The sequence below is a fragment of the Streptomyces sp. BV286 genome, assembly GCF_019090165.1.
Taxonomy (GTDB): domain Bacteria; phylum Actinomycetota; class Actinomycetes; order Streptomycetales; family Streptomycetaceae; genus Streptomyces.
Window position 1 is genome coordinate 41,808 of record NZ_JAHRIB010000048.1, and the last position, 26,994, is coordinate 68,801.

24 protein-coding genes and 1 pseudogene are annotated in these 26,994 nt (G+C 70.3%); 17 read left to right on the forward strand and 8 right to left on the reverse strand.

The annotated features are described in order from the left end of the window. The first annotated feature begins 75 nt into the window (after positions 1-75). Positions 76-936, forward strand: a complete 861-nt coding sequence (locus tag KUF83_RS06710; RefSeq protein ID WP_217453632.1) for a helix-turn-helix transcriptional regulator — start codon at positions 76-78, stop codon at positions 934-936. A 78-nt stretch (positions 937-1,014) separates the two neighbouring features. Here the strand turns inward: KUF83_RS06710 and KUF83_RS06715 are convergent, their stop codons facing one another. Next, positions 1,015-1,350: an NIPSNAP family protein gene (locus KUF83_RS06715; RefSeq protein WP_217453633.1), complete on the reverse strand. Its 336-nt coding sequence runs from the start codon at positions 1,348-1,350 to the stop codon at positions 1,015-1,017. Between KUF83_RS06715 and KUF83_RS42940 the strand changes: the two are divergent. Then, positions 1,349-1,534, forward strand: a pseudogene (locus KUF83_RS42940) (transposase); the annotation flags it as partial. The gene KUF83_RS06715 and the pseudogene KUF83_RS42940 sit on opposite strands and share 2 nt — an antisense overlap. A 201-nt stretch (positions 1,535-1,735) precedes the next feature. Here the strand turns inward: KUF83_RS42940 and KUF83_RS42545 are convergent. From KUF83_RS42545 to KUF83_RS06735, 5 genes are all read right to left on the reverse strand, one after another. Continuing rightward, complete coding sequence (locus tag KUF83_RS42545) at positions 1,736-1,858, reverse strand: hypothetical protein (RefSeq protein ID WP_302828497.1); 123 nt, start codon at positions 1,856-1,858, stop codon at positions 1,736-1,738. Positions 1,859-1,916: 58 nt separating this feature from the next. Continuing rightward, positions 1,917-2,039, reverse strand: coding sequence for a hypothetical protein (locus tag KUF83_RS42550; protein WP_302828498.1), 123 nt, complete (start codon positions 2,037-2,039; stop codon positions 1,917-1,919). Positions 2,040-2,160: 121 nt separating this feature from the next. Then, positions 2,161-2,724 carry a hypothetical protein gene (locus tag KUF83_RS06725; protein WP_217453634.1) on the reverse strand — a complete coding sequence of 188 codons (564 nt, stop codon included), beginning with the start codon at positions 2,722-2,724 and terminating at the stop codon, positions 2,161-2,163. Next, positions 2,721-3,350, reverse strand: a complete 630-nt coding sequence (locus KUF83_RS06730; RefSeq protein ID WP_217453635.1) for an RNA polymerase sigma factor — start codon at positions 3,348-3,350, stop codon at positions 2,721-2,723. Before KUF83_RS06730 ends, KUF83_RS06725 begins: the two co-directional genes overlap by 4 nt. Before the next feature lie 682 nt (positions 3,351-4,032). Next, a complete protein-coding gene (locus KUF83_RS06735) occupies positions 4,033-4,407 on the reverse strand; it encodes a WhiB family transcriptional regulator (RefSeq protein ID WP_302828499.1) in 375 nt (124 codons plus the stop codon). 379 nt (positions 4,408-4,786) lie between these two features. Here KUF83_RS06735 and KUF83_RS06740 point away from each other — a divergent pair, with 379 nt between their 5' ends. From KUF83_RS06740 to KUF83_RS06775, 8 genes are all read left to right on the forward strand, one after another. Continuing rightward, on the forward strand, positions 4,787-5,869 hold the full coding sequence (locus KUF83_RS06740) for a GDSL-type esterase/lipase family protein (protein ID WP_217453637.1): 1,083 nt from the start codon (positions 4,787-4,789) through the stop codon (positions 5,867-5,869). Between the two features lie 33 nt (positions 5,870-5,902). Next, on the forward strand, positions 5,903-7,543 hold the full coding sequence (locus KUF83_RS06745; protein WP_217453638.1) for a cellulase family glycosylhydrolase: 1,641 nt from the start codon (positions 5,903-5,905) through the stop codon (positions 7,541-7,543). A gap of 280 nt (positions 7,544-7,823) precedes the next feature. Further along, positions 7,824-9,464 (forward strand): phosphoglucomutase (alpha-D-glucose-1,6-bisphosphate-dependent), encoded by a 1,641-nt coding sequence (pgm, locus tag KUF83_RS06750; RefSeq protein ID WP_217453639.1) that lies wholly within the window; start codon positions 7,824-7,826, stop codon positions 9,462-9,464. Between the two features lie 412 nt (positions 9,465-9,876). Then, positions 9,877-10,212 (forward strand): helix-turn-helix transcriptional regulator, encoded by a 336-nt coding sequence (locus KUF83_RS06755; RefSeq protein WP_217453640.1) that lies wholly within the window; start codon positions 9,877-9,879, stop codon positions 10,210-10,212. After that, positions 10,213-10,920, forward strand: a complete 708-nt coding sequence (locus KUF83_RS06760; RefSeq protein ID WP_217453641.1) for a cation transporter — start codon at positions 10,213-10,215, stop codon at positions 10,918-10,920. 357 nt (positions 10,921-11,277) lie between these two features. Continuing rightward, positions 11,278-12,843: an alpha/beta hydrolase gene (locus KUF83_RS06765; protein WP_254643467.1), complete on the forward strand. Its 1,566-nt coding sequence runs from the start codon at positions 11,278-11,280 to the stop codon at positions 12,841-12,843. 298 nt (positions 12,844-13,141) lie between these two features. Beyond that, positions 13,142-14,542, forward strand: coding sequence for a S41 family peptidase (locus KUF83_RS06770; protein WP_217453642.1), 1,401 nt, complete (start codon positions 13,142-13,144; stop codon positions 14,540-14,542). Between the two features lie 199 nt (positions 14,543-14,741). Further along, positions 14,742-15,371, forward strand: coding sequence for a hypothetical protein (locus KUF83_RS06775; protein ID WP_217453643.1), 630 nt, complete (start codon positions 14,742-14,744; stop codon positions 15,369-15,371). Positions 15,372-15,476: 105 nt separating this feature from the next. Here the strand turns inward: KUF83_RS06775 and KUF83_RS06780 are convergent, their stop codons facing one another. Both KUF83_RS06780 and KUF83_RS06785 read right to left on the reverse strand, forming a co-directional pair. After that, a complete protein-coding gene (locus KUF83_RS06780) occupies positions 15,477-16,268 on the reverse strand; it encodes a DeoR/GlpR family DNA-binding transcription regulator (protein ID WP_217453644.1) in 792 nt (263 codons plus the stop codon). A 245-nt stretch (positions 16,269-16,513) separates the two neighbouring features. Continuing rightward, positions 16,514-18,952 carry a tetratricopeptide repeat protein gene (locus KUF83_RS06785; RefSeq protein ID WP_217453645.1) on the reverse strand — a complete coding sequence of 813 codons (2,439 nt, stop codon included), beginning with the start codon at positions 18,950-18,952 and terminating at the stop codon, positions 16,514-16,516. Positions 18,953-19,145: 193 nt separating this feature from the next. Here KUF83_RS06785 and KUF83_RS06790 point away from each other — a divergent pair, with 193 nt between their 5' ends. The 7 genes from KUF83_RS06790 (at position 19,146) to KUF83_RS06820 (ending at position 26,984) form a co-directional block, all read left to right on the forward strand. Continuing rightward, on the forward strand, positions 19,146-19,601 hold the full coding sequence (locus KUF83_RS06790; RefSeq protein ID WP_217453646.1) for a carboxymuconolactone decarboxylase family protein: 456 nt from the start codon (positions 19,146-19,148) through the stop codon (positions 19,599-19,601). Between the two features lie 96 nt (positions 19,602-19,697). Continuing rightward, positions 19,698-20,177, forward strand: a complete 480-nt coding sequence (locus KUF83_RS06795) for an iron chaperone (protein WP_217453647.1) — start codon at positions 19,698-19,700, stop codon at positions 20,175-20,177. A gap of 179 nt (positions 20,178-20,356) precedes the next feature. Next, positions 20,357-22,663, forward strand: a complete 2,307-nt coding sequence (locus KUF83_RS06800; RefSeq protein WP_217453648.1) for a helix-turn-helix domain-containing protein — start codon at positions 20,357-20,359, stop codon at positions 22,661-22,663. 459 nt (positions 22,664-23,122) lie between these two features. After that, positions 23,123-24,103: an alpha/beta hydrolase gene (locus KUF83_RS06805; RefSeq protein WP_217453649.1), complete on the forward strand. Its 981-nt coding sequence runs from the start codon at positions 23,123-23,125 to the stop codon at positions 24,101-24,103. Between the two features lie 19 nt (positions 24,104-24,122). After that, on the forward strand, positions 24,123-24,842 hold the full coding sequence (locus KUF83_RS06810) for an alpha/beta fold hydrolase (protein WP_217453650.1): 720 nt from the start codon (positions 24,123-24,125) through the stop codon (positions 24,840-24,842). Between the two features lie 317 nt (positions 24,843-25,159). Next, positions 25,160-25,909: an SDR family NAD(P)-dependent oxidoreductase gene (locus KUF83_RS06815; protein WP_217453651.1), complete on the forward strand. Its 750-nt coding sequence runs from the start codon at positions 25,160-25,162 to the stop codon at positions 25,907-25,909. A gap of 97 nt (positions 25,910-26,006) precedes the next feature. After that, positions 26,007-26,984 (forward strand): phosphotransferase enzyme family protein, encoded by a 978-nt coding sequence (locus tag KUF83_RS06820; RefSeq protein WP_217453652.1) that lies wholly within the window; start codon positions 26,007-26,009, stop codon positions 26,982-26,984. Positions 26,985-26,994 lie beyond the last annotated feature (10 nt).

Consider the following 26,994-nt stretch of genomic DNA (forward strand, 5'->3'; position numbering starts at 1 on the left):
ACCAGCCAGGGCTCTGCGCACCCTGGGGTTGCCGTCCCCTGGCTCCGCCACCGCGAGGCGAGTGATGATGAGGGGGTGAACCTTCCCGAACTCGCCGCGTTCCTGAGGTCCCGGCGCGACCGCGTGCGGCCCTCCGATGTCGGACTGCCCACCGGACCACGCCGCCGGGTCCCCGGTCTGCGACGCGAGGAGGTCGCGCAGCTGGCCGGCCTGTCGGCGGACTACTACACCGAGCTCGAACGCGGAGGCGATGTCCAGCCCTCGGCGCAGGTGCTGGCCGCGCTGGCACGCGCTCTGCGCCTCGGCGGCGACGAACGCGACCACCTGTTCCACCTCGCCGACCGGCCCGTCCCTTCTGCGGCCCATGCCCCGAACGTGCATGCGCAGCCGGCTCTCCTCGGCCTCCTCGACCGGCTCACCACGACGCCCGCGCAGATCATCACCGACCTGCACGAGACCCTCGCGCAGAACGAACTCGCGGCCGCACTGGTCGGCCGCGCGCCCGCGCGCCGAGGAGCGGCGAGGAGCTTCCTCCACCGCTGGTTCACCGACCCCACCTCCCGCGCGCTGTACCCGGCCGAGGACCACCCGCAGCATTCCCGGGCCTTCGTGGCCGACCTCCGGGCCGTCGCCGCCCGGTGCGGGGGCGATCCGGAAGTCGCCGGGACGGTGGCCGAGCTACGCAGGCGCAGTGACGAGTTCGCCGCCTTGTGGGACACGGGCGATGTCGCCCTGCGGCGGACCGACCACAAACGCATCGTCCACCCCACGCTCGGCGTCATCGAACTCGACTGCCACAACCTGTTCAGCGAGGACGGACGCCAGCGCCTGCTGTGGTTCAGCGCCCCACCCGGTACCGAAGGCGCCGCCCAACTGGAGCTGCTCCGGGTCATAGGAACCCAGGACATGGCGGCCGACGAGAGCACGTCCCGGTAGAGGGCCGTCGAGCGCCCGACACGGCGGAGGACCGCGCCGCCGAGCGACCGCTCGCCTGCGCACAGCTGCCCGGCACGATCACCCCGGAGGCCTCTCCCCGGCCTGGGCCACCTGGTCGAGCGGCCGGAGGAAACGACGCTCGTACCGCTTGATGCACCGGGTGCTCCGAGCCAGCTCGAACGCCGCCAGGCATTCCGGATCGGACATGCTGTCCGTGCGGTACTGCTCGTACGTGGCGAGGCTGGGGAACGAGAAGAGGGCGTACGCGATGTCGCTGTCGCCCTCACTCGGCAGGAAGTAGCCGTGGTGCGTTCCGCCGAATCGGTTGACGAGCCCGATCCAGCGCCGACCGTATTCCTCGAAGTCCGCAAGCTTGTCGGCGTCGATCTCGTACGTGAGATGAATGGTGATCATGTCTGCATTGTCGCCGGGGGCGGGCGACGGCCCTGCCCGACCCCGGCCCGGACCTACGGGGCGCAAGCCAGCGAGGACGTGCGGACATCCGGAGAAATGGCCCCGGCGGGAGATCGTCCACGGCATCCGCTACATCGTCGGCAACGGCGCGAGATGGCGGGCCCTGCCTGCGGATTTCCCGCCCGCCGCCCGCGAGGTCACGCCTGACCCGCAAGAACCCTCACATTAGCCAGTGGACACGCAAGACGCCGGCCACCGGATGACAACCCGGCGCCGGCGGACCGGAGAACGTCGCGGAAGACGGGCATCCCTCCGGTGACCGTTTCGAACGAGAGCGAGGGCCCGCCAACGAACTGACGGACCCTCATGCAGCAACGAGCGCCCTCTACGGGAAGCCGGGCCCGCCGCCGCAGCAGGCGACGGTCTCGCTCTGGTCGGCGTCGGCGAGCGGTACCACCGCGAGCACCGCCGCCAGTGCGACGAACAAACCGAGTACAGCTCTACGCATCACATCTCCTTGCCGAGGGGGAACCTGGTCCAGTCGTTTCACTGCTGGCGAGCCCCCTTTACGGGAAGCCGGGCGTGCCGCCGCAGCAGGCGACGGTCTCGCTCTGGCCGGCGTCGGCGAGCGGTACCACCGCAAGCATCGCTGCCAGTGCCACGAACAAGCCGAGTACGGCTTTACGCATTTTCTCCTCCTGATGTGCCGGAATCCGGTGCTGTTTTTAGCAGCCACTGAGTCAGATGCGCGCACTAGGGGCCTGGTTGTACGGAAGTTGTGGCTCCTGCGGGAGCGGGGCTGCGCGACCGCTACCGGAGCTCTGCGGGCACCTTGAAGCGCACCTCTTTGCAGGGCGGGATCTTCCCGTTGAACATCCTCAAGGTCACGACAGAACCCACCCCGTCCTTCGGCGGCGTCGGATTCTCCAGGGCCAGGGAGTCTCCGGGGCGGAACGTGACCTTCACCTTCCCTTTGCCGTGCGGAAGATACAGCTCCTTCGGGAGCAGGCCCTTGGTGTGCGACTTCGAGCAGGTGAATCCGTCCCCGGATTTGCCGATGATCACGTGGATGCCTTCGGCGCGCAGGTGCTCGGCCAGCTTCTCCTGCTGGTCCGTGCTCGTCACGGATTCGCTCATGGTGAGTGTGACGCTGCCGTCCGGGTTTCGCTCGATGGCGTAGGCCGAGGATCCGCCCGTCGCTGACGGCAGGGCGACCGCCGCACCTGCCGCGACGGCGCACGCGGCGACGGTGACGAGGGCACGCCGCGGAGTGACCCTGCGGCGGGGTGCGGGCTCAGGCCGCTCGTCGGCCCTGAGGGTGATCTCGTGCTTGAGCTCGTCCAGGAGACGGTCTTCGAAGGTCTTGGTGCTCATGCTTCTCCCCCTGCGTAGGTGAGGCCTGCCTGATCGGGCGTCGACGGTGCCGTCGACCCTGAGGTGCGGGACACGGCGGACGTGCGGGAGGCAGCCGGTTCCCGGCCGGTGCTCCCCGCGTCGGCGGCCGCGGGGCGCAGTGCCCTGCGTGCCCTGTGCAGCCGCACCCGGGCGGTGACCCGGCGTATCCCCAGCGCCTCGGCGGCCTCGGCGACGGTGAGCTGGTCGACGGCGACGAGTTCGATCACCGCGCGCTCACCGTCGGCAAGGCCGTCGAGGGCGGCCAGGGCTCGACGGCCCGCCTGCTCGGCGTCGAGCTTCTCCTCCAGCCGGTCGATGTCGTCGCCGTCCAGCAGCCGTCGGCCGGCGACACGGCTGCCGAGCATGTTCTGGCGCGCACTTCGCCGGGCCTCCGCCGCCACCACGTTGCGTGCGATGCCGTACAGCCAGGCCGTCTCGGTCCCGAGCTCGGGTCGATAGGCACGGGCCGAGTCGATCACGGAGAGAAAGGTCTCGGCGGTCAGATCCGCGACGGTGTGCGGATCGGTGACCCGCCGGGCCATGAACCGTGTGACGGCGTCGACATGGCGGCGATAGAAGATCTCGAACGCCGCGGGATCGTACATTCCTCCCGGCGGACCGCCCCGGCTTGTCCTGTCCGGTTCCAAGGTGCGCACCTCTCGTCGTCGGTCGTGCTGTCACTCCTACTTGGTCAGGCACGGGGAAAGCGTTACAGGACGGGCTCGACGGGTGGTGTTCGTGGGGTACTTGTCAGTTGTCCGAGCACGGTCCTGACGGACTGACGGAGTGGCCGACGGCTGCCCCGGGGCGACGGCGGGTGCGAAATGGGTGTGGACGAGCGTGTGGACCCGCCCTGCGTCACGATGCGGGGCGGGCGGGCTTGGGCGACGTGGAGTGCGAAGCGTTCCCGGTACGTGAGGCAGCTCGGCGCTTCGTAGCGGCCGAGCAGCGTCATCGGCACGGTGGTCACTACGAGCAAAGGGGCGAGTTGCCTCCGGGCCATGAGACCGAGGCGGACGGCGACCACGAGGATAGGGAATCGGCTCCGAGCCACGCCTGTCGCGGGGGCCGGGACTGCCTCCGAACCGGACGACGAGATCGCGCCGGCCGGTGTCGTGGACTTCCTTGATCGCCTGTTCGGACACCTTCAGGGAAGAGCGCGTCGCCGCCCGCCGGAGAGTACGGCCGACCTGCGGGAATGAATGCGTCGACCGGGTGCGTGGGCGTTACGTCGCGCCAAGGAGAGGACACCGCCTGGCCGCAAGGCCAGGCGGTCGTGACCACAGGTCAGCAGGCCTCGTGCAGCACCCGGGCCGCACCACTGGCCTCGATAGCAGCGCGGGCCTGCTGCTCGTGCTCAAGGCGGGCGGTTTCCAGAAGGCGATGCCACGACGTCACGGTCGGACGGCGGCGCAGGAGTGCGCGACGCTCGCGCTCGGTCGTCCCGCCCCAGACGCCGTGCTCGATACGGTTGTCCAGAGCGTAGGCCAGGCATTCCGTGCGTACGACGCAGCCGTTGCACACGATCTTCGCGCGATTCTGCGCGGCGCCCTCGACGAACAGCTCTTCCGGCTCGGCACTCCTGCACAGTCCGCGCTCGCTCCAGGCGGTTTCCGATATCACCTCGGTGCCGTCCTCTCCCCAGATCCGGCCTGCTGCCAAGCATTGGCTCCATATGGCAGGCATCTGACAGTACGGCAGCGGAACCCGGCGCGTTCAGCAGCAGACTGATCTGCCACACCTTCGAGTGGCTCGGGCTTGCCACGGGGGAGACAAGGCGCTACTGGTCGAGCCGGGGAGCAAGGGCAAGTGCTTGTCGTGCACGGCGACCGACGAGCGCGTTCGGGACCCGGGACCGGCATACGGAGTTGAGTAGTCCTGCGTGCGATCGCAGCAGACGAGGCGGCGTACCGGATTTCCTTGCCCAGAACACGCCGTTGACCTGGGAGTTCCAGAAAGCCCTCGACCCACTCTTGACGTGCTACTGACAAGCTGGCCTGATGTTATGGGAGCGCTCCCACCTACTCGAGAAGGGATCATCATGCGCAGCACCCGGCACGTGTCGTCCTTACGTATCCTTCTGGCCGCACTTCTGCTGGCTCTCGGCGTGGCACTCGCACCGCCTGCCGCATCGGCCTCCGCGGCGGCCCCTGTACGCGTCATGCCGCTGGGTGACTCGATCACCGGCTCGCCGGGCTGCTGGCGGGCCCTGTTGTGGAACCGGCTACAGAGCACCGGCTACACGAACACCGACTTCGTGGGCACCCTCGGTCATCAGGGCTGCGCCCAGGCGCACGACGGCGACAACGAAGGCCACGGCGGCGAGTTGGTGACCAATGTGGCGGATCAGAACCTGCTCCCCGCCCGGCTCTCGGCGACGCGTCCGGACATCGTTGTCATGCACTTCGGCACAAACGATGTGTGGAGCAGCATCGCGCCCGACCGCATCCTCGCCGCCTACACCACACTGGTGCAGCAGATGCGGGCGTCCAAACCGGACATGAAGATCCTCGTCGCGCAGCTCATCCCGATGAACCCCACCAACTGCACCGGCTGCACCCAGCGGGTCGTCGACTTCAACGCACGGATCCCCGACTGGGCCCGGGCGACGAACACGAGCCGCTCTCCCGTGACAGTCGTCGACCAGTGGACCGGCTTCAGCACAGCCGCCGACACCTACGACGGCGTGCACCCCTCCGCCACCGGTGACGAGAAGATCGCCGCCCGCTGGTACCCGGCCCTGACCGCTGCTCTCGACCAGAGTGGGCCCGGCGACCCGGGTGACCCGGGTGGCGAGGACCCTGCCTGCGTGGCCACCTTCCGGGCCGTCTCGTCCTGGCAGGGTGGTCACCAGGGCGAGGTGACGGTGACCAACGCCTCCGCCTCCCGTGTCTCGGGCTGGACCGCGACCGTCGTACCGCCCGAGGGCGTACGCCTCACCCAGGTCTGGAACGGCAGCCTCACCACGGCCGCCGACGGCAGGGCCACCGTCACCAACGCGGCGTGGAACGCCACCCTGGCCCCCGGCGCGAGCGCCACCTTCGGCTACATCGCCACGAGCCCCGCCTCGGCCGGCGCCCCCGCGGCCACCGTCACCTGCACGGCGCGGGCCACGGCCTCCTGAACGCTTCGGCACCCCCCACCTCCTGGAGTCGCCATGAGATCCCGCACCCGCACCCGCACCAACTTGCGCGTGGCAGCCGTGGTGGCCGCCCTGCTGGGCCTCCTCGTCCCCCTGCTCGGCCTCAGCACCCCGGCCCAGGCCGCGCCCACCGGCTTCCGCGTCCAGAACGGCCGCCTGCTGGAGGCCTCCGGGAACGACTTCGTGATGCGGGGCGTCAACCACGCCCACACCTGGTACCCGGACCGCATCAGCTCCTTCGCCCACATCAAGGCCAAGGGGGCCAACACCGTCCGTGTGGTGCTCGCCAGCGGTGACCGCTGGACCCGCAACGACACCGCCGACGTGGCGAACGTCGTCTCCCAGTGCAAGCAGAACCGGCTCATCTGCGTGCTGGAGGTCCACGACACCACGGGCTACGGCGAGCAGAGCGGCGCGGCCACCCTCGCCCGCGCGGCCGACTACTGGATCAGCGTGAAGAGTGCCCTGACCGGCCAGGAGAACCACGTCATCGTCAACATCGGCAACGAGCCGTACGGAAACTCCAACTACGCGGCGTGGACGGCCGACACCAAGGCCGCCATCCAGAAGCTGCGCAACGGCGGGTTCAACCACACGCTCATGGTGGACGCGCCCAACTGGGGCCAGGACTGGGCGTTCACCATGCGGGACAACGCGGCCTCGGTGTTCGCCGCCGACCCGGACCGCAACACGGTCTTCTCCGTCCACATGTACGGCGTCTTCAACACGGCCGCGAAGGTCAACGACTACCTGAACCGGTTCGTCGCCGCGAAACTCCCCATCGTGGTGGGCGAGTTCGGTCACGACCACTCCGACGGAAATCCTGACGAGGATGCCATCCTGGCCACCACGCAGCAGTTGGGCCTCGGCTATCTCGGCTGGTCGTGGAGCGGCAACAGCAGCGATGTCGGATACCTGGACATGGTCACCGGCTTCGACCCCAACCAGCTCACCAGTTGGGGGCGGCGCCTCTTCGACGGCGCGAACGGCATCGCCGCCACTTCCAAGGAGGCCGCGGTCTACTCCGGCGGCGGCGGAGGGGACACCACACCCCCGACCGCTCCGGGAACACCGACCGCCTCGGACGTGACCTCGTCGTCGGCCAGGCTGACCTGGGCGGCCGCCACCGACACGACCGGGGTCACGGGCTATGACGTGGTGCGGACCGGCGGCACGGAGACCGTCGTGACCTCCACGACCGGCACCTCCGTCACCCTCACCGGACTCGCACCGGCGACGGCCTACACCTGGGCCGTCTACGCCCGCGACGCCGCCGGCAACCGATCGCCGCGCTCCGGCACGGTGACGGTCACGACGTCCTCCGGCGGCTCCCCGGCGTCCTGCGGCATCGGGTACAAGGTGACGAGCCAGTGGGCCGGCGGCTTCCAGGGCGAGATCGTGATCCGCAACACCGGCACCTCGGCGATCAACGGCTGGACGCTGCGCTGGACCTTCCCCGACAGCCAGCGCATCAGCAACCTCTGGGGTGGAACGGCGGCGCAGAGCGGAGCCGAGGCCACCGTGACCTCCGTGTCGTACACGGCGGCGATCCCCGCGGCGGGCTCGGTCACCCTCGGCTTCACGGCTTCCAGCGGGACGACGAACCCAAGTCCCACCGCTTTCACCCTCAACGCGGCGAACTGCTCCGTGGCCTGACCACTGAGCCGGGAAGGTGGTGCGTGCAGCCGACGGGCGCCGCGTCCGCGGGAACAGCCGGGTCTCGCAGCGCCGGCTCGCCGACGACCTCACGCTCACCAGCGGCGGCGTCATCCGCCTGGTCGACCGAACGCAGCAGGCCGCTCTGGTCCGGCGCACGCCGTCACCCGGCTCGGGGCCGGTCCGCCGGCCCCGAGCGCCGAGGTCCCTCGCATGTCTGCGCCACGACGAGGAAAGATGGGGTGTTGAGCGTCGGACCGAGCCATGCGGAGGAACGGACATGCAGCATGAACGAGCGGGTCGGCCAGCCGATCCGGAAGACCTCGTCGACATCGCGCGGCTTGTCACCGCGTACTACTCGCTGCACCCCGACCCGGCCGATCCGGCGCAGCGCGTGGCGTTCGGGACGTCAGGGCACCGGGGATCGTCCCTGAACACGGCGTTCAACGAGGACCACATCGCCGCGACCAGCCAGGCGATCTGCGAGTACCGCAGCGGGCAGGGCACCGACGGGCCCCTCTTCCTCGGCGCCGACACCCACGCCCTGTCCGAACCCGCCCGCGTCACCGCGCTGGAGGTGTTCGCCGCCAACGACGTGAGCGTGCTCATCGATGCCGCCGACGGTTACACGCCCACCCCGGCCGTCTCGCACGCCATCCTCGCCCACAACCGCGGCCGCACGACCGGCCTGGCGGACGGGGTGGTCGTCACCCCGTCGCACAATCCGCCCGCGGACGGCGGCTTCAAGTACAACCCGCCCAACGGCGGTCCCGCCGGCTCCGATGCGACCTCCTGGATCCAGGACCGCGCCAACGAGATCATCGCGGCGGGACTCAAGGACGTACGCCGCATCCCCCACGCCCGGGCCCTCAACGCCCCTGGCACCGGCCGTCACGACTTCCTCGGAAGCTATGTCGCCGACCTGCCCGCCGTCCTGGACCTGGACGCCATCCGATCCGCCGGCGTGCGCATCGGCGCCGACCCGCTCGGCGGGGCCTCCGTCGCCTACTGGGGCCGGATCGCCGAGGAGCACCGGCTCGACCTGACCGTGGTCAACCCGCTCGCCGACCCCACCTGGCGTTTCATGACGCTGGACTGGGACGGCAAGATCCGCATGGACTGCTCGTCGCCGTACGCGATGGCCTCCCTCATCGAGCAGCGCGACCGCTTCCAGATCGCCACGGGCAATGACGCCGACGCCGACCGGCACGGCATCGTCACCCCGGACGGGGGTCTGATGAACCCCAACCACTACCTGGCCGCCGCCATCGCCTACCTGTACGCGCACCGCGAGCAGTGGTCCTCCCACACGGGCATCGGCAAGACACTGGTGTCGTCCTCCATGATCGACCGTGTCGCCGCCGACCTCGGCCGGCGCCTCGTCGAGGTGCCCGTCGGCTTCAAGTGGTTCGTGGACGGGCTGGTCGACGGCTCGCTCGGCTTCGGCGGCGAGGAATCGGCAGGCGCTTCCTTCCTGCGTCACGACGGCTCGGTGTGGACCACCGACAAGGACGGCATCATCCTGGCGCTGCTCGCCTCCGAGATCACCGCCGTCACCGGGAAGACGCCCTCCGAGCACTACGCGGCCCTGACCACACGCTTCGGCGATCCCGCCTATGCCCGCATCGACGCCCCGGCGACCCGCGAGGAGAAGGCGCTGCTCGCCAAGCTCTCGCCCGCGCAGGTCACCGCGGACACGCTGGCCGGCGAGGCGGTCACCGGTGTCCTCACCGAGGCCCCCGGCAACGGCGCGGCCATCGGGGGCATCAAGGTGACCACCGAGAACGCCTGGTTCGCTGCCCGCCCTTCGGGCACCGAGGACGTCTACAAGATCTACGCCGAGTCGTTCCAGGGGCCCGACCACCTGCGGCGGGTCCAGGAAGAGGCCAAGGACGTGGTGACGGCCGCCCTCGGCGGCTGACCGCCGGGACGCGAGCGGGATTCGGGCGACGGTCGGGATGAAGACGACGGTCGGGATTCAGGTGACGGCGGAGCGGAAGGTGCCCGGACTCCCGCCCGGCGTCATCTGCCGCTTCTCGCGCACCGGACCGGGCGCCCGGGGTGAAGGAAGGTGAGACCGAAACCGGGGCCGCAGCCGTGCACCTCGGCGGGCGGCCCCGAGCGGCGCACTTCGGATCGGCCCCGGGCACGGCGCGGTCCATATGCGCGCAGCCGCAGATTTACCCTCCTTCGCTGTTGTCGCTGCACGTCCTGAGAGCACGGGTGTCGACCGGCCGCGACCTGCGCGCCACCGGGCCGGGCCGGATGCTCACTGACGTCGCACCTGAGGGTTCACGATTTCGTGAATTCAGGATTCGATGTACTCTCGTGCCGTGCTGACTCTCGCTGCCGACATCGAGGTGCTGGCGCGGTTCGGCCGCGCGCTCGCCGACCCGATCCGCTGCCGCATCCTTCTCGCCCTGAGCGAGGCCCCGGCGTATCCCGCCGCCCTCGCGGACACCCTGCAGATCTCCCGCACCCGGCTGTCCAACCACCTCGCGTGTCTGCGTGACTGTGGACTGGTCGTCACCGTCCCCGACGGCCGACGCACCCGCTACGAGCTCGCTGACGAGCGGCTCGGACACGCTCTGGACGACTTGCGCAACGCGGTGGTCGCCGTGGACGCGGACCGCAACTGCCCCGACGCCGGGGAGAAGGGGTGCTGCTGAGTGGCCGCGACATCCCTCGGCCCCAGCCCGGCCCGCCGTGACGAACTGACCCGACGCATACGCCTGTTGGTCGCAGTGACCATCACCTACAACGTCGTCGAGGCGATCGTTGCCATCACCGCGGGAACCATCGCCTCCTCCACCGCGCTGGTCGGCTTCGGCCTCGACTCCGTGATCGAGGTCTCCTCCGCCGCGGCGGTCGCCTGGCAGTTCTCAGCCGGTGAGCACGCGGTGCGCGAAGCCCGGGAGAAGCGGACGCTGCGGATCATCGCCGTCTCCTTCTTCGCCCTCGCGCTCTACGTCACCATTGACTCGGTACGCGCGCTGACGGGCGGTGCCGGTGAAGCCGGGCAGTCGGTGACCGGCATCGTCCTCGCCGCTCTCTCGCTGGCCGTGATGCCCTTCCTGTCCGCCGCCCAACGAAGGGCCGGGCGTGAACTCGGCTCGGCCTCCGCCGTCGCCGACTCCAAGCAGACCCTGCTCTGCACCTACCTCTCCGCGGTCCTCCTCATCGGCCTGCTCGCCAACCTGCTGTTCGGCTGGTCCTGGGCCGATCCGATCGCCGCTCTCGTCATCGCCGCCATCGCCGCCAAGGAGGGGCGCGACGCGTGGCAGGGCAAGGGCTGCTGCGTCCCATCCGTCGGCCACGCACCTGTCCACGTCGAAGCGGACACCTGTGGTTGCGCTGCGGGCTGCACCTGCTGCTGACCCGACCGCCGACGGCAGACGGCAGACCCCCAGGACCGGTACCGGTACCGACGGAGAACCCGTGCCGCGGCATCATCCGCGGACCGTCACGACCCACCCCGGTTTTTGTCATTTGCATGCCGGGTGAGCTAAACATTCCTCGACTCACCTTGACCAGTGAGTTCTTGGCGGCACATCAGCCTGAGGGGAAAACACTCAGTGACAACGTCACAACATGACTCGCCCGACCAGGGCAACAGACCGACGCGCCGGTTCGGGCGCCGGTCCGGTTCGCCGGCGCGCGGAGGCCTTACGCGTCTGAGGATCGTCGGAGCCGCGCTGACCGCTCTCGTCGTCGCCGGGACAGGTTCCCAGGCGATGGCGGTCCAGACGACCGGCGCGTCCCGGGCGAACCCGGCGGCTTCGCGGGAGGAAGCTCCGCCGGTGCCCTCGCTCGCCTGGTCCGACTGCCAGGGCGGCTTCGAGTGCGCGAACGCCGACGTGCCGCTCGACTACCGTGACCCGCAGGGCCGCACCATCACCCTGGCGGTGATCCGCAAGAAGGCCGCGGACCAGACGAAGCGCAAGGGCACCCTCTTCCTGCAGCCCGGCGGCCCCGGCAACTCCGGCGTGGACTTCGTCCGCGGCAACTACGCGGACCTGCCGGCCGCCCTGCGCGACTCGTTCGACGTCTTCGGCTACGACGTCCGCGGCGTCGGACGCAGCTCACCGCTCCAGTGCTTCGACGACCAGCGGTACACCAAGGCCGTCACCGACGCCAAGGGCGCCCCGGGCCCGGAGGCGTTCGGCCCGGCCGTGCGCGAGGCCGCGGAGTTCAACCAGGCCTGTCTGGACAACTCGGGCGACCTGCTGCCGTACGTGGGCACCGAGTACGTCGCCCGCGACATCGACCTGCTGCGCCAGGCGCTGGGCGAGAACCAACTGACCTACTACGGCCGGTCGTTCGGCTCGTACATCGGTACCGTCTACGCCGCCATGTTCCCGAAGCGGGTGCGTGCCCTGGCGCTCGACGGCGCGTACGACCCGGAGCACTACGCCAACCAGCCGTACGCCTACGACAAGTCCCAGTACCTGGCCCTGGACGGCGCGATGAGCCGCTTCCTCGACTGGTGCAAGGCCGACCAGGCCACCTGCGGGTTCGGTGACGGTGACCCCCGGGCCGCGTTCGAGAAGCTCAAGCGCGATCTGGACGCCAACCCCGTGCCGACCGCCAACGGCGGCCAGGCGAACGGCTACACCCTCGTCTACCGCCTGATGTTCAACATCAACTCGGGCAAGGTCATCTGGCCCTCGTTCGGCGAGGCCCTGCGCAAGGCGCAGCAGCGCGACACCACCTCCTTCCTGCTCCGGCCGCCGTCCCCGGCCAGCTTCGACTTCCTGGGCCCGAACGTGGTCGTCGAGTGCGTGGACAAGGACTACCCGCGCGACCCGCGCCGGCTCGAGCGGAACGTCAAGTCCTTCGCCGAGGCGGCGCCGCTGCTCGGCCCGGCGATGGCCTTCGGACCGCCGACCTACGACCACCAGCACGCCACGGCCTGCACCCAGTGGCCCGTCGAGCGGGTCAGCCGCTACGACGGTTCCTTCCGTGCGAAGGGCTCGGCGCCCATCCTCGTCGTCGGCACCACCGGCGACCCGGACACCCCCTACCAGGACGCGGTGGCCCTGACCCGTCAGCTCCAGAACGGCAGGCTGCTCACGTTCAAGGCCGAGGGGCACACCGCCTTCGGCCGCAGTGCCTGCGCGACGGACGCCGTGACGGCCTACCTGGTGGACCTGAAGACCCCCGCCTCGGGCACGACCTGCGCCGACGAGGCCCAGCCGCCGTCCGTGACGCCGAAGGTGGCCCCGCCCGGCACGACGCTCGAAGAACTGCGCAACGGCGTCAACGAACGCCTCGACCGTATCGGGACAGTCACGCGCTGACCCACCCGCACCAACGGCACCTGAGGCGCCGGGCCCTTCGAGGCCCGGCGCCTTCGTCGACTTCCGGGACGGCGCGTACCCCTCACCCTGCGCCCGGACGCCACGCCGGCCCCGACCGTGTCGTGTGCGGGGGCTGACCCCACCACCGGCCCGGCAGCCCGCCCCATCGCGACGGACGCCACGCCGCCGACATCCTGGAACGGCAGGGCGGCGGGACGGGGGCAGGACCGTGTGTGTGACCCGCGCTTCCACCGCAGCCGCGCAGGTACGACCCATACAAGCAGGGGGCCGAACGACCATGCACTCACGCATCATCCTGTCCGCCGCCGTCACGGCGTCCGCCGTGCTCACCCTGACCGGGCTCGCCGCGCCCGCGAGCGGTACCTCCGCAGGGAGGACCGACGCGTCGGTGGAAGGGCTGTGGCAGATGGATGGTTACGGCACCGCGGTCACCGTGAGCGGGCGCCGCATGACGACGTACGACACCACGGCGGTCAGCTGTCTGCCGGGCAGTCTGAAGGGAGAACAGCAAGGGCGCACCGGTCCGGACGGCAGCCGCCGCTTCCTCGTCCACGGGGGAGCGGTCCGCGTCACGGTCACTCCACGGAAGAGCGGCAGCGCACGTCTGCACATCGCCTCCAGCACCGGAACCCGCATCCTGCACCGCATCGCCGCGCTCCCCACCGCGTGTGCGAAGAAGCCGACCGCCGATCCACGGGCGGTCTTCGACGTCTTCTGGCAGACCTACGCCGAGAACTACCCCTTCTTCGCGGCCAAGCACGTCGACTGGGAAAAGGTCCGCGACCGCTTCCGGCCGCGCCTCGGCAAGGACACCGGCGACGACGAACTCTTCGCCGTCCTGCGGGAGATGATCGAGCCCCTCCACGACGCGCACACCGGCCTGTCCGACGGAAAGGAGCGGGAGTACGGCGGACTGCGCCCCGACACCCCACCGCACAGCCCCGAGGACCTGGCCCGGATCGACACGGCGGTCGGCCGGGCCGTCGGTGTGCCGCTGCGGCAGTACGCGAGCGGGGCGCTGTCGTTCGCCCGGCTCCCGGAGGGCACCGGCTACCTGCGCATCACCCGCTTCGTGGGGTACACGGCCGAGGCGTCGTACGCGAAGTGGGAGGCGGAACTGGAGGCCGCACTCGCCAGCATCCCGTGGAGGAGTCTGACCGGTCTCGTCCTGGACGTACGGGTGAACGGCGGCGGGGCCGACCCGCTGGGCCTGCGCGTCGCCGCACGGCTGACGGACCGTCCGTACACCGCGTACTCCAAGTACGCCCGCAACGACCCCACGGACCCGACCCGGTTCACCCAGGGGCAGCCCAGCACCGTACGTCCGCACCACGGGCCGCGCTTCGACGGACCGGTCGCCGTCCTCACCGGCCCGCTGTCGGTCAGCGCGGCCGAGACCTTCACCCAGGCGCTGATGGCACGCACCCCGGCACCAGTGCGGATCGGACAGAACACCCAGGGCGTCTTCTCCGACACCCTGGAACGGGCGCTGCCGAACGGCTGGACCTTCAGCCTGCCCAACGAGGAGTTCCGGACGGCCGAGGGCACCACCTTCGACGGCCCGGGCATCCCACCGCACCACCGCACCCCGGTCTTCACCGAGGAGGAACTCTCACAGGGCCACGACAGCGCGCTGAAGAAGGCACGCGAACTCCTGCGGCGCGGCAGCACCGGCTGACCACGGGGCAAGCACGTCGAAAAGCCACAACTACCGCTACTCGTACGGTAATTGATGGATTCACACGCACGTTCGCTTCGCAAGGAACCGTTCCGTGGTCCCTCCCGTCTCCAAGGTCGAAGCGGCACTTCGACGCGGGACGCCTCGAAGTGTCATCACGCGCATGGATGTCTATGGAAGGACTCCGGGAACGGTGTTAGTGAGTCACAGCAGGAAGAGCATCGGCCGGGTCGCAGGGGGCGCGCTGGCAGTGGCGGTCTTCGGCCTCACGGGATGCTCCAGCGATACGGACTCGGGCGCGGACAAGGAGCCGTCGGCGAGCAACTCGCCCGCGGCCGGCGCGGACAAGCCGGCGGACGAGAAGGAGAAGGACGCGTCGTCGAACGGCACGGCCGCCGACCAGTCCACGGCCGAAGGAGCGGTCGCCGGGTGGGTTACCGCGGTGATCAAGGGTGAGCCGAAGGAGGCCTGCCTTCTGATGGGGGAGGCGGCCACCGACTCGTCGCCCGCGCGGCACGGCGACGAGGCGACGTGCGGCGGTGACACACCCGAGGCGAAGCAGATAGAGAAGAGCATCGGGCAGTTCCGTACGTCGTTCACACCCAAGCCGCCCACGGACGACCCGAAGGTCGAAGTCACCCAGGCCCCGGCCAAGGGCGACGAGGTGGCCATCCCCGCCGACAAGATCACCGTCGACGGACAGACCCTCGAAAAGGTCATCCTCTCCAACTCCACCGGGGTCAAGTCCGAGCAGCTGGACGTCAAGGTGCACTCCACCAAGATGGACGACGTCTGGTACGTGACCAATCTCGACTTCGACATCGGGTAGGGAGTCGCACCGCCGACGCGGCGCCTGACTGACCGAAGGCGGTGTCGTTGCTGTTCGCGGTCCGGTACAGGGCTCGTACTCCCTGTGCCGGCCACGAGCCGACGATCAGGCGCGGACGATCTCCACTCCGGCGGCGGCGAACGGCTCGACCAGGGCGTCGGGAGCGTCCTTGTCGGTCACCAGCACATGGACGTCCTCCAGCGGGCAGATCCGCGCGAACGTCCGCTTGCCCAGCTTGGAGGAGTCGGCGACCACGACAACCTGCTGAGCACGCCGCGCCAGCGCCCGGTTGATGGCGGCCTCACCCTCGTGATGGGCACTCGCGCCGTGCGCGACGTCGATCGCGTCGACTCCGATGAAGACGTGATCCAGCGTGATCTCGGCGATCACTTCGGTGGCCAGCGGCCCGATCAGCTCGTACGAGGCCGGTCGTGCCACTCCGCCGGTGACGACGAGCTTCACATGGCGGCGGACGACCAGCTCGCTTGCGATGTTCAGGGCGTTGGTGACGACCGTCAGGGACGGCTCGGCGCCGCCCTCGGAACCGAGGTCGCTGCGCGTCGCGAGCGCCCGCGCGACCTCGGTGGTCGTCGTGCCGCCGTTGAGGCCCACCACCGCACCGGCCCTGACCAGACTGGCCGCCGCGTGCGCGATCCGCTCCTTCTCGGGGGCGTGGCGTGCCGCCTTGTACCGCAGTGGGAGGTCGTACGCGATCGCGTTGATCACCGCGCCGCCGTGGGTACGGGTGACCATCTGTTGCCGGGCCAGCTCGTCGAGGTCCCGCCGGATCGTGGCGGCGGACACCGAGAGTTCGGCCGCGGCGGCCTCGACCTCGATACGTCCGTCGCGGGTCAGCAGGTCCAGCAGCGCGCTCCACCTGACCTGCGGTGCCGCCATCTCGGTCGCTCCCTGTGCGTGGTGCGGGCGCCCATGCATGCACGGACGGAGACACGTGCATCGACGCACGTCGCCTGTTTAAGTACTTTATCGTCTCGAAAACAGCAACTTCTCGCATGAGCTTTCACGATTGCCGTCACGCGTGAGCTGCGACTTCGCGGCGCTGTGCAGGCCTGGCGACCGGTCGCCCTCCGCGCCGTCCGCGGCGGCGGCAAGCGGGCCCGCACGCACGGGCCGTGGACCGGTCAGTCGGCTGCGGCGGTGAGTTCCCGCATGACCGCCTGCCCGGCCGCCCGGTGCTCGGCGGCCTCCGACGGGTTCGTCGCGTCGAGCACGGTGGCGATCCCCTCATGAGCAAGCGCCTCCGCGTGCCGGTTTCCCAGCCTCGCGGCCAGCTCCAGTGCTTGCCGGTGCAGTCGAAGGGCCTCTTGGGGGAGGCCCGCCAGCCGGCAGGTCTCTCCGTAACCGTCGAGGAAATGGATCTTCCAGTGTTCCTCGAACACCTCGTCGAGGAGGGCGAACGCCTCCTGGTGGCTGGCCAGTGCCTCCTCGTACCGGCCCATCTGCCGCAGCGCGACGCCCCGGCAGTTGAGGCACCACGCCTGGTTGTTGAGGTGCCCGTCCTCCCGGGCCAGCTCCAGAGCCTCGTGCAGGTGCTCCGCCGCCTCGTCGGGCCGCTCGTGGGCGATGGCCACGCCGAGCGTGATGCGGGCCGTCAGAGCGGGCGGCCACGCGGGGTCGGTGTGCGGGATGCCCAGCACCTCCCTCGCCAGCTGTGCCGCCTCCTCCCGGTGTCCCAGTTGCAGGATCGCCCAGGCCTCCGAGGCGGCGGCGTGGGCCGCGCCCGCCGGACAACCGGCTTGTTCGTACAACTTCCCGGCCAGGCGGAAGAGTTCGAGCGGTTCCTCGACGTGTCCCGCGTCCCATCCCAGGTAGCCGCGGCGCAGGGTCAGCTCGGCTTCGGCTCGCAGGTCGCCCGCTTGGGCCACCCGGAGTCCGGCCGCCTCGTACGCCGCTTCGGCCTCCGTCATACGGCCCGCGTTGTACCGGGCGAAGCCCAGATCGCTGTACGCCTCGGCCAGTTGCAGCGGATCGTCCAACCGCTCGGCGGCCGACAGCGAGCGCTCGAAGAGGTAGTTGAGATGGGTCGTGCCGCAGCGGCGCGCAAAGTACGAGCGCAGAAAACGGGGCAGCTCGCACACGTGCAGGTCGGCCCCGACGGCGGCCGCCGTCTCGAAGACGGCCATCAGGTTCCCGTACTCGGTGACGAGCCAGGCGAAGGCGGCGTTCTTGTCCGCGAACCGCGGCAGGTCGGCCGGAGGCAGGCCCACGGAGGTCGGCCGGCCCGGTGCCAGGAACGGCATCGCGGCGTCGGCGGCGGCCGCCGCGTGCACGTAGTAGTCCAGCACCCGGCCCAGTGCCCGCTCCCGCTCGGCCGCCGGGTCCTGTTCGGCCGAGGCCCGGCGCGCGTGCTGGTGCACGAGGTCGTGCAGCCGGTAGCGGCCGGCCGTCGGCTGCTCGACGAGGTGCGCGTCGAGGAGGTCCTCCAGCAGTGCCTGGGCGCTGCGCAGCGGCACGTCGGCCAGCGCCGCCACCACGTACTCGTCGAAGGACTCCCCGGGCAGCAGACCCAGCATCCGGAACAGCCGTGCCCCGGCCCGGTCGAGCTGCCGGACCGACATCGCGAACGCGGTGTCGAACTCGCTCGCCCCCTCGGCCATCCGCTCGACGAGGACACCCACGGTCCAGCCCGGCCGGTGCCGCAGCCGGGCCGCGGCCAGCCGCAGCGCCAGTGGCAGATGGCCGCACAGCCGCAGAACCTCGGCGGCGGCCTGCGGATCACGGGCCAGCCTGCTGTCGGGGCCGCCGAGGTCTCCGCTGGCACGGGCCAGCAGCTGTGCGCTCTCGTCCGGGCTCAGCACGTCGAGTGAGACGGGAGGCACCTCGTCCAGGCCGAGGAGCCGGTTGCGGCTGGTGATCAGAACGACGGAGGGGCCGGCCCCGGGCAGCAGGGGGCGAACCTGATCGGCGTCGGCGGCGTTGTCGATGACCAAGACGACTCTGCGGCGGGCCAGTTCCGACCGCCAGCAGGCGGCCAGCTGCTCGAGACTTTCCTGCGGGACCTTCTCGGACGGTACGTCGAGCGCGGAGAGCAGCATCCGCAGCGCCGCATCGGGGTCGAGAGGGGGCCGGCCCTCGGTGAACCCGTGCAGGTCCACATACAGCTGGGCGTCCGGGAAGTCGGCGGCGAGCCGGTGCGCGGCGTGGACCGCCAGACAGGTCTTGCCGACGCCGGCCATGCCGTCGACGGAGACCGCCCGATGGCTCTCGACGGCGGCGAACACGGCGGCGAGCCGTTCCTCGCGTCCGGTGAAGTCGGGTGCGTCGCGAGGCAGGTCGTTGCGGGGTGTCGGCCGGCCCTGACGGCTGCTCTTCGGGGGCGCCGGCAGGGGGTTCGAGATCCGCTCCCACAGCGGGCGCAGCGGGCGGGGATCGCGCTTGACGAGGCGGCAGAGGGCGACGACCGCGGGCCAGGGCGGCACGGTCTGTCCGTTGAGATAGCGCGAAAGTGAGGAGGAGCTGAGTCCGGTGTCCCGAGCGAGAGCCCGTACACCGAGCCCGGACAGCTCCTGGAGCAGGCGCAGCCGGGCGGCCAGCGCCTCCTGCGGATCGTCCTTCTCCATGCGTTCCTGTACGTCCACCGTGTCCCCCAGCTTTTCGTCCCGCCCCGGCAGAAGTCTCCCGGGCCAAGTCACCGCTGGTCAAGGGCGTTTTAGCTGTCCCACGGTGTCCCATCGGCGTGGTCGCGTCCGGCCGGCCGGGCTGTTATGGAGTCACGCCCCGACGGAACGGGGCACCGACGAAGGAGCAGAACCAATGCAGTCCCGCATGCAGAACCCCGCCGTCGTACTGTCCGACGCGATGCAGCCCATTCAGCAGCTCCTCAAGGCCGTCCACTCCGGTGGGGTGGACGCGCGGACGCTGGAACTGGTGCACCTGCGGGTCAGCCAGATCAACGGCTGCAGCGCCTGCGTCGACGGCGGCGCCAAGACGGCCCGCAAGGCCGGCGTCAGCGATGAGCAGCTGGCCACGGTTGTCGCGTGGCGGGAGACCCCGTACTTCACCGCGGAAGAGCGGGCGGCCCTCGAACTGGCCGAAGCGGCGACACGGCTGGCCGACCGCCCCGACCCGGTGAGCGACGAGGTCTGGGACACGGCCGCCACGTACTTCGACGAGAAGCAACTGGCCGCGATCATCCTGATGGTCGGCGTCACCAACCTGTTCAACCGTCTCAACGCCACGACCCGGCAGATCGCCGGCGCCTGGGGCTGATCACGCCCGCACCGGTGAAGTCGTCGACTTCGTCGCCGCCCGGCCGCCGGCCATGTCGAGCCACCCGTCGAACCTCACACCAGAAGGAACAGGACGATGACGAACGCACAGAAGCAGGCGAAGACCACCACCACGAAGAGCGGGACGTCCGAGGGGTTCACGGCCGAGGAGCGATCCGCGATGAAGGAGCGCGCTCAGGAGCTGAGGACGTCCGCGCGGCGCGCGTCGCGCGCCGACAAGGCCGCGCAGGAGGAGAGTGCCGTCCTCGCGAAGATCGCCGAGATGCAGGAACCGGACCGGACCATGGCGGAGCGCGTCCACGCCGTCGTCAAGGCCGCCGCACCGCATCTCGCACCGAAGCTCTGGTACGGGATGCCCGCGTACACCAAGGACGGCAAGGTCGTCTGTTTCTTCCAGTGCGCGCAGAAGTTCAACGCGCGGTACGCGACGCTCGGCTTCAGCGACACCGCGAACCTCGACGACGGCGCCATGTGGCCGACCTCCTACGCCCTGACGAAGCTGACCGCGGCCGACGAGGCAAGGATCGGCGCACTCGTGAATCAGGCAGCGAACTGAGACCCGCGGCGAGAGACGTGCAGCGCGGCGGACCCGGTGACGCAGCCGGGTCCGCCGCGCGGCTGTGGGACGCGACGCTTGTCGCTGTGCGCGGCGGCGGTCCTCGGGGCTCGCTTAGAATTCTGGTGATCATGCTCGGGGGGTTCGGACGGGGGCGTGGTGATCAGAAGGGGTCGGAGTTGAACGGCGAGCAGGCGGCCTTCGGGGCGCTGCTGCGGGACATGCGGATGTCCGCGTCACTGACCATCGAGGGCCTGGCGGAGGCGTCGGGCGTGAGCGTGCGGGGCATCGGGGACCTGGAGCGGGGACGGCGGGCGGCTCCGCAGCGGCGGACCGTCGCCGCACTCGCGGACGGTCTGGGGCTGGGTGACGCGCAGCGCGAGCGACTGCTGACGGCCGCACGCGCCGGACGCAGCCCGGCATACAGCCCCGTGGGGGTACGGGCCCTGCCGCGTGGCATCGACGACTTCGTGGGCCGGGAGCGGGAGTTGGAGCGCCTGGCGGAGTTCGCCCGGCGCACGGCCGCCCGGCACGGAGGGGCAAGCGGAAGCGGCAGCGGAACCGGCGAGGGGAGCGCTGGGGTTCCGCTGGTCGTGGCGGTGTCCGGAGCGCCGGGTACGGGCAAGACCACACTTGCTCTGCACGCCGTGCGGGAGTTCGCCGACCTGTTCCCGGACGGGCAACTGGTGGTGGACCTGCGGGGCATGGACGACGTCCCGCCGCAGCCGGCCGAACTGATGCTCGGGGTGCTCCGGGCTCTCCAGGTGGCCGACCGGGACCTCGCCAGGACCGGTCCTGGGGGTCATCCCGGGTTGTATCGCCAACTGCTGGCCGATCGGCGGTACTTGCTGGTGCTGGACAACGCCCGCGACGAGGCCCAGGTACGTCCCCTGCTGCCGGGCAGCGGCGCGTGCATGGTGGTGGTGACCAGTCGCCGCATGCTCACCGGTTTGGAGAGCGTGCACCGCCTTCCGCTGGGGGAACTCGGTGTGCGGGAGTCCGCCGAGTTCCTGACCGCGATGGTCGGAACGGAACGCGCCGTCGCCGACCCGGACGCTCTCTCCGATGTCGCCCGGCGCTGTGGTCATCTGCCGTTGGCCTTGCGGGTGGCGGGCAACTGGCTGGCCACTCGCACCGGTTGGACCGTGGGCCGGCTGGCCGACCGTCTCGCGCTGGAGGAACGTCGGCTGGACGCCCTGGCTGCCGGTGACGTACGCGTGGCGGCCGCCTTCGACCTGTCGTACCGCCAGCTCACCCCGGTGGCCGCCCGGCTCTTCCGCCGCCTCGCTCTCGTGCCGGGCCCCGACACCGGCGCCGCGTGCGCGGCGCAGTTGACGGGGCAGCAGGTGTTCGACGCGGAGGACACGCTGGAAGAACTGGTCGAGGCCGGGCTGCTCGGCGCCGACCAGGACCGCTACCGGCTCCATGACCTGCTGCGGCTGTACGCCCGGACCCGCCTGGAGGCCGAAGAGAGCGTCCAGGACACGGCCCTGGCCCGTGCGGCACTGCATCGCTGGCTGCTGGACACGGCGACCATCGCCGGCCGCTGGTTCGAGCCCGACCACGGTGCCCCGTCCGAAGGCTGGCAGGGCGTGGTGGACCTGTCCAGCGCCGACCGGGCCCGTGAGTGGCTGCAGGCCGAGGGTGCCAACTGGCTGGGCGCCCTGCGCGCGGCCGCGACGGCCGGTGATCATGCCACGGTGGTGGAGGTGGCCGAGGCCCTGCACTGGTTCTCCGACCAGTGGATCTTCTGGGGGCACTGGCCCGAGGTGTTCGACACGGCGGTCCGTTCCGCACAGGCCCTGGGAGACGCCGTCGTCGAGGCGACCCAGCTCAACTACCACGCCTGGGCCCTGTTGTTGTGCGAAGGAAGACCCGGGGACAGTCTGGTCCGTTCCGCCCAGGCACTTCAGGTGGCCGAGCGGGCCGGCGACCTGACCCAGCGGGCATGGGCCCACAGCTACACGTCGTGGGCCCACACACTGCTCGGCGACTACCCGCAGGCTCTCGATGCCTCCCGCGAGGCCGCCCGGTTGTTCGAGGCAGTCGGTGACCTCCACGGCACCCTCCAGGGCAAGGCCGGTTACGGCATCATCCTGCTGCGTGCGGGCCGGACCGAGGAAGCCCTCGCCTCCGACCTGGACACGCTTGCCTTCCTGGACGAGACGGGCGACCGCATGGAGCCGCACATCGCCGCCATGGGCCGGCTCAACCTGCATGCGGGCATCGGCCTCGCCTACAGCGTCATGGAGCGATGGAAGGAGTCCGTCGCTCATCTGCAGACCGCCATCGACCTCAGCGTCGCGGCCCGCAACACGGCCATGCTGTCTCGTTGCCTGATCCGCCTGGGCGAGTCCCTGCTGTCCGCCGGACGCCCTGAGGAGGCACGGCAGGCCTTCGTCCGCTGTGTCTCTCTCGGCCTCGACGCCGACCCGCAACGTGTCGCCGAGGCACGCGAGCGGCTCGCTGCCCTGCACGCTGGTTGAGAGGCGACGGGGCCTCTCTGCTTCCCGCACGCCAGTGCCTCCTCGGGGTGCCTCTCGATTCCCTGAGCGCACCGAACTGTTGCCAGCGGGCACCGAACCGCTCCCAGCGCGCACAACGGGGGACCGCGGCCGACCCGGCAGACTTTCTGCCTGCTTTGTGCCTGGAGCTCCGGACCTGCCTCTGTTTGGCTTCTCTCAGCGGGGACCCGGGCCGCGACGATGCTGCCCGGCCCGGCCGCAGTGCTGCGGCCCACCGCCCGCGGCAGGCGCCGACTCTGTGCACTGTCAGGCCAATGACCGTGCACTCGCCGACAACCTGAACCTGCCGGCCGGCCCTGGCGTGACGAACGACAGCCCACAGCGCTTCGCGCACGGCTTCTTGCCGCACGAGGTACTGCGCCGGAGTCAGGCCGTTGGCGCCGGATGAGCCGGCGCACCGACGAAACACTGGAGATGCACATGTCCCACTCCGACGAGCCGGTTCAGACCGTCCAACCGGTCCTGGAGCCCGCGGCGGCCGCCTTCGCCGAGGCGACCGCCAACCCGCCGTACCTGTTCGATCTGCCTCTGGCGGAGGGACGAAAGACCGTCGACGAGGTGCAGTCGGGCGAGATCGACAAGCCCGCGGTCGACGAGGAGTGGATCACCGTACCGGGCGGTCCGACAGGCAGCGTCCGAGCGCGCATCGTCAAGCCCGCGGGGGCGACCGGCACCCTGCCGGTGATCCTCTACATCCATGGCGCGGGCTGGGTGTTCGGCAACGCCCACACCCACGACCGTCTGGTGCGCGAGCTGGCCGTCGGTGCGGAGGCGGCAGTGGTCTTCCCCGAGTACGACCTGTCGCCCGAGGCCCGCTACCCGGTGGCCGTCGAGCAGAACTACGCGGTCGCGCAGTGGATCGTCCAGCAGGGCGCGGCCAAGGGCCTGGACGGGACGAGGCTGGCCGTGGCCGGTGACTCCGTCGGCGGCAACATGAGCGCCGCGCTGACCCTGATGGCCAAGGAGCGCGGTGACGTACCGCTGGTGCAGCAGGTGCTGTTCTACCCGGTCACGGACGCGAGTTTCGACACCGGCTCGTACCACCAGTTCGCCACCGGCTACTTCCTGCGCCGGGACGGCATGCAGTGGTTCTGGGACCAGTACACGACCGATGAGGCCGATCGCGCGCAGATCACCGCCTCCCCGTTGCGCGCCACCACCGAGCAGCTCACCGGTCTGCCCCCGGCCCTGGTCGTCACCGGCGAGGCGGACGTGCTGCGCGACGAGGGCGAGGCGTACGCCAACAAGCTGCGTGAGGCCGGTGTTCCGGTGACCGCCGTGCGCTTCCAGGGCATCATCCACGACTTCGTCATGCTCAACGCGCTGCGCGAGACCCATGCCGCCGAGGCCGCCATCACCCTGGCCGTCGGCACCCTGCGCACTGCCCTGCACACCGTCTGATCCAGGAGAGAACCCACACATGAGCACGTCCACTCCGACCGTCGTCCTGGTCCACGGCGCCTTCGCCGACGCGGCCAGCTGGTCCGGCGTCATCACCGAGCTGCAGAGCCACGGCATTCCGGTGATCGCCCCGCCCAACCCGCTGCGCGGGCTGGCCGCCGATGCCGCCCATGTCGCCTCCGTGGCCGCGCAGATCGACGGCCCCGTCGTGCTGGTCGGCCACTCCTACGGCGGCGCGCTGATCACCGTGGCGGGTACCACCGACAACGTCGTAGGACTGGTCTACGTCGCGGCGTACGTCCTCGAGGAGGGCGAGAGCCTTGGTGAACTGCAGGGCCGATTCCCCGACTCGCCACTGGTCAGCAACCTGAAGGAGTGGACGTACCCCGTCGGGGGCGGCGACTCGGCAACTGAGGTGACCATCACCGCGGATGCCTTCCCGTCGGTCTTCGCCGCGGACGTGCCGCAAGAGGTCACGACGGTCCTGGCGGTCGCCCAGCGCCCGCTCGCAGCCGGTGCCTTCACGGAGACGGCCTCCGCCGCCGCGTGGCAGACCAAGCCCTCCTGGGCGCTGGTGGCCGGCGCGGACCAGGCGATCAATCCCGAGGTCGAGCGGTTCGGCGCGAAGCGTGCCGGGGCGACCGTCGTCGAGCTGGAGGGCGCCTCGCACGCGGTCGCCGTCTCCCAGCCCAAGGCCGTCGCCGACCTGATCCGCGACGCGGTGCGCGCGGTGAGCTGACCGCCGAGGCGGACGACCGCGCGGGCGAACTCCCCTGCCCGGCCGCCGAGTCCGCACGGCAGGCCCCCGAACACCGACGGCCTGAACGGGGCCGGCCCACCAGGAGGCGACTGCGCCTGGTGGCCCGGCCCCGTTCGGCGTTCGAGCCCTCGTGGATGTCGAAGCCCTTCGACGTGCCGACCGACTCCTTCTGCCGCCCGCTTCCTGCCGCCCCGCGTCTCCACGCCGTCACGCACATCTCTTCCGTACTGATCGGTGCAGATATGCTACGGTCCATTTCAGTACCGAACGGTACTGAAATATACGGAGGTCGGTTCGTGGGACAGCTTGAGGACAAGACCGCAGTCATTACCGGCGGCAGCACCGGGATCGGCATGGCAACCGCCGTCCGGCTCGCCGCCGAGGGCGCGCACGTGTTCATCACCGGCCGGCGCAAGGCCGAACTGGACGCGGCCGTGGACCTCATCGGCCCGGCGGGAGCCACCGGAGTGGTGGGGGACATCTCCGATCCGGCCGACCTGGATCGCCTGTACGACGCGGTCCGTGCTCGGGGCCGGGGCCTGGACGTGGTCTTCGCGAACGCGGCGAGCGCATCGTTCGCGACCCTGGAGCAGACCACCGAGCAGCACTTCCACCAGACCTTCGACGTCAACGTGCTCGGCACGCTGCTCACCGTGCAGAAGGCGCTGCCGCTGCTCAACGACGGCGCATCGGTGATCCTCAACTCCTCGGTCCGCGCCGGGGACGGAGTCGTGGCCTTCGGCACGTACGCGGCTTCCAAGGCGGCCATCCGGTCCTACGCCCGGACCTGGGCCAACGAGCTCAAGGAGCGCAACGTCCGGGTCAACGCGATCTCCCCGGGCACGATCGACACTCCTGGACTCGATGCGGTCGTCAGTACCGGGAGCGCACCCGTCACCAAGGACCAGTTCGCCGCAGGCATTCCACTCGACCGGATAGGGCACCCGGACGAGGTCGCCAACGTGGTGGCCTTCCTCGCTTCGGAACAGAGCAGCTTCATCCTCGGAGCCAACCTGTACATCGACGGCGGCGAGACCCAGATCTAGCACCGGGACATCCAGGGCCGTACGCGATATTCGGCACCGTCGCAGCAAGCGCTGTCCTATAGTCGGCGCCGGCCATAGGCATCGGAAAGGCGCTCGCATGTACGACACCGTCGACCTCATCGCTGAGACCTACGCGCTCGGCGCGGGGCCTTGGACGATGACACCCGTCACGCGTGGCGCGTTGGGCCAGATCTGGAAGCTGTCAGGGAACGGCTCCTCCTGGGCGGTGAAGGAGCTGCTCTTCGGCTGCGACGAGGAGCAGGTTCGCCGGGAGGCTTCCCTGCGGCAGGCGGCGGAGGACCTGGGCATAGCGTCACCGCGGCTCATTCCCACGCGCGACGGCGCACACGTCTCGCAGCCGACCGCATCTGGGGGAGGCTCCTTCGTCAAGCTGTACGACTGGATCGACGGCAGCCCCGCGGACCTGTCCGATCCGGACATCCTCGACTGGTTCGGGAGGGCCATGGGGTCGCTCCACACGGCGGGGCCCGGTACGAGTGAGACGCCCAACTCCTGGTACGAGGAGTGCCCCGGGGACGATCAGTGGAAAGTGCTGCACGAGAACGTTCGGCAGGCCGGGGTGCCCTGGTCGGACGCGCTGGGCGGGTTCATCGCCACCACCGCGGCGGAGCTGACGCGGCGGGTGACCTCGTCCGACCCCGCTGACCTGGTGTTTTCGCATCTCGACCTGCAGCCACAGAACGTGTTGGTCGGGACGAACGGGCCGGTCCTCCTCGACTGGGACAACGCGGGACCGGTTTCGGCGGAACGAGAGCTGGCGCGCGCCGTGTACGTATGGTCCGGGCGGAATCAAGCGAACCCTGATTCCGCCCGGCGGCTGGTCCGCGCCTATCGAAGCGCCGGAGGTCGCGCCACAGTCGAAGGTCCGCAGTCGTTCTCGATGCTCTTCGCGACAGAACTCAACTACGTCCGCGTACAGGCCGAGTGCGCCATCGATCCGACCGTCACCGCCGCGCAACGGGAGTTCGCGAGCGGCCAGGTCGTCGCCTGTCTGCGCAGCCTGCCGGATCTGGCGGCCGTCTCCCGGTTGGCCGCGGCCGTGAAGGGGCTTTGAGGGACGGGAC

Coding starts and splice junctions, on each gene's coding strand:
- KUF83_RS06725 (WP_217453634.1), bottom strand. CDS start 2,724: ATGAGCACCAAGACCTTCGAAGACCGTCTCCTGGACGAGCTCAAGCAC.
- KUF83_RS06765 (WP_254643467.1), top strand. CDS start 11,278: ATGGCGGTCCAGACGACCGGCGCGTCCCGGGCGAACCCGGCGGCTTCG.
- KUF83_RS06795 (WP_217453647.1), top strand. CDS start 19,698: ATGACGAACGCACAGAAGCAGGCGAAGACCACCACCACGAAGAGCGGG.
- KUF83_RS06770 (WP_217453642.1), top strand. CDS start 13,142: ATGCACTCACGCATCATCCTGTCCGCCGCCGTCACGGCGTCCGCCGTG.
- KUF83_RS06785 (WP_217453645.1), bottom strand. CDS start 18,952: ATGGAGAAGGACGATCCGCAGGAGGCGCTGGCCGCCCGGCTGCGCCTG.
- KUF83_RS06810 (WP_217453650.1), top strand. CDS start 24,123: ATGAGCACGTCCACTCCGACCGTCGTCCTGGTCCACGGCGCCTTCGCC.
- KUF83_RS06740 (WP_217453637.1), top strand. CDS start 4,787: ATGCGCAGCACCCGGCACGTGTCGTCCTTACGTATCCTTCTGGCCGCA.
- KUF83_RS06805 (WP_217453649.1), top strand. CDS start 23,123: ATGTCCCACTCCGACGAGCCGGTTCAGACCGTCCAACCGGTCCTGGAG.
- KUF83_RS42545 (WP_302828497.1), bottom strand. CDS start 1,858: ATGCGTAGAGCTGTACTCGGTTTGTTCGTCGCACTGGCGGCGGTGCTC.
- KUF83_RS42550 (WP_302828498.1), bottom strand. CDS start 2,039: ATGCGTAAAGCCGTACTCGGCTTGTTCGTGGCACTGGCAGCGATGCTT.
- KUF83_RS06745 (WP_217453638.1), top strand. CDS start 5,903: ATGAGATCCCGCACCCGCACCCGCACCAACTTGCGCGTGGCAGCCGTG.
- pgm (WP_217453639.1), top strand. CDS start 7,824: ATGCAGCATGAACGAGCGGGTCGGCCAGCCGATCCGGAAGACCTCGTC.
- KUF83_RS06715 (WP_217453633.1), bottom strand. CDS start 1,350: ATGATCACCATTCATCTCACGTACGAGATCGACGCCGACAAGCTTGCG.
- KUF83_RS06780 (WP_217453644.1), bottom strand. CDS start 16,268: ATGGCGGCACCGCAGGTCAGGTGGAGCGCGCTGCTGGACCTGCTGACC.
- KUF83_RS06790 (WP_217453646.1), top strand. CDS start 19,146: ATGCAGTCCCGCATGCAGAACCCCGCCGTCGTACTGTCCGACGCGATG.
- KUF83_RS06820 (WP_217453652.1), top strand. CDS start 26,007: ATGTACGACACCGTCGACCTCATCGCTGAGACCTACGCGCTCGGCGCG.
- KUF83_RS06730 (WP_217453635.1), bottom strand. CDS start 3,350: ATGTACGATCCCGCGGCGTTCGAGATCTTCTATCGCCGCCATGTCGAC.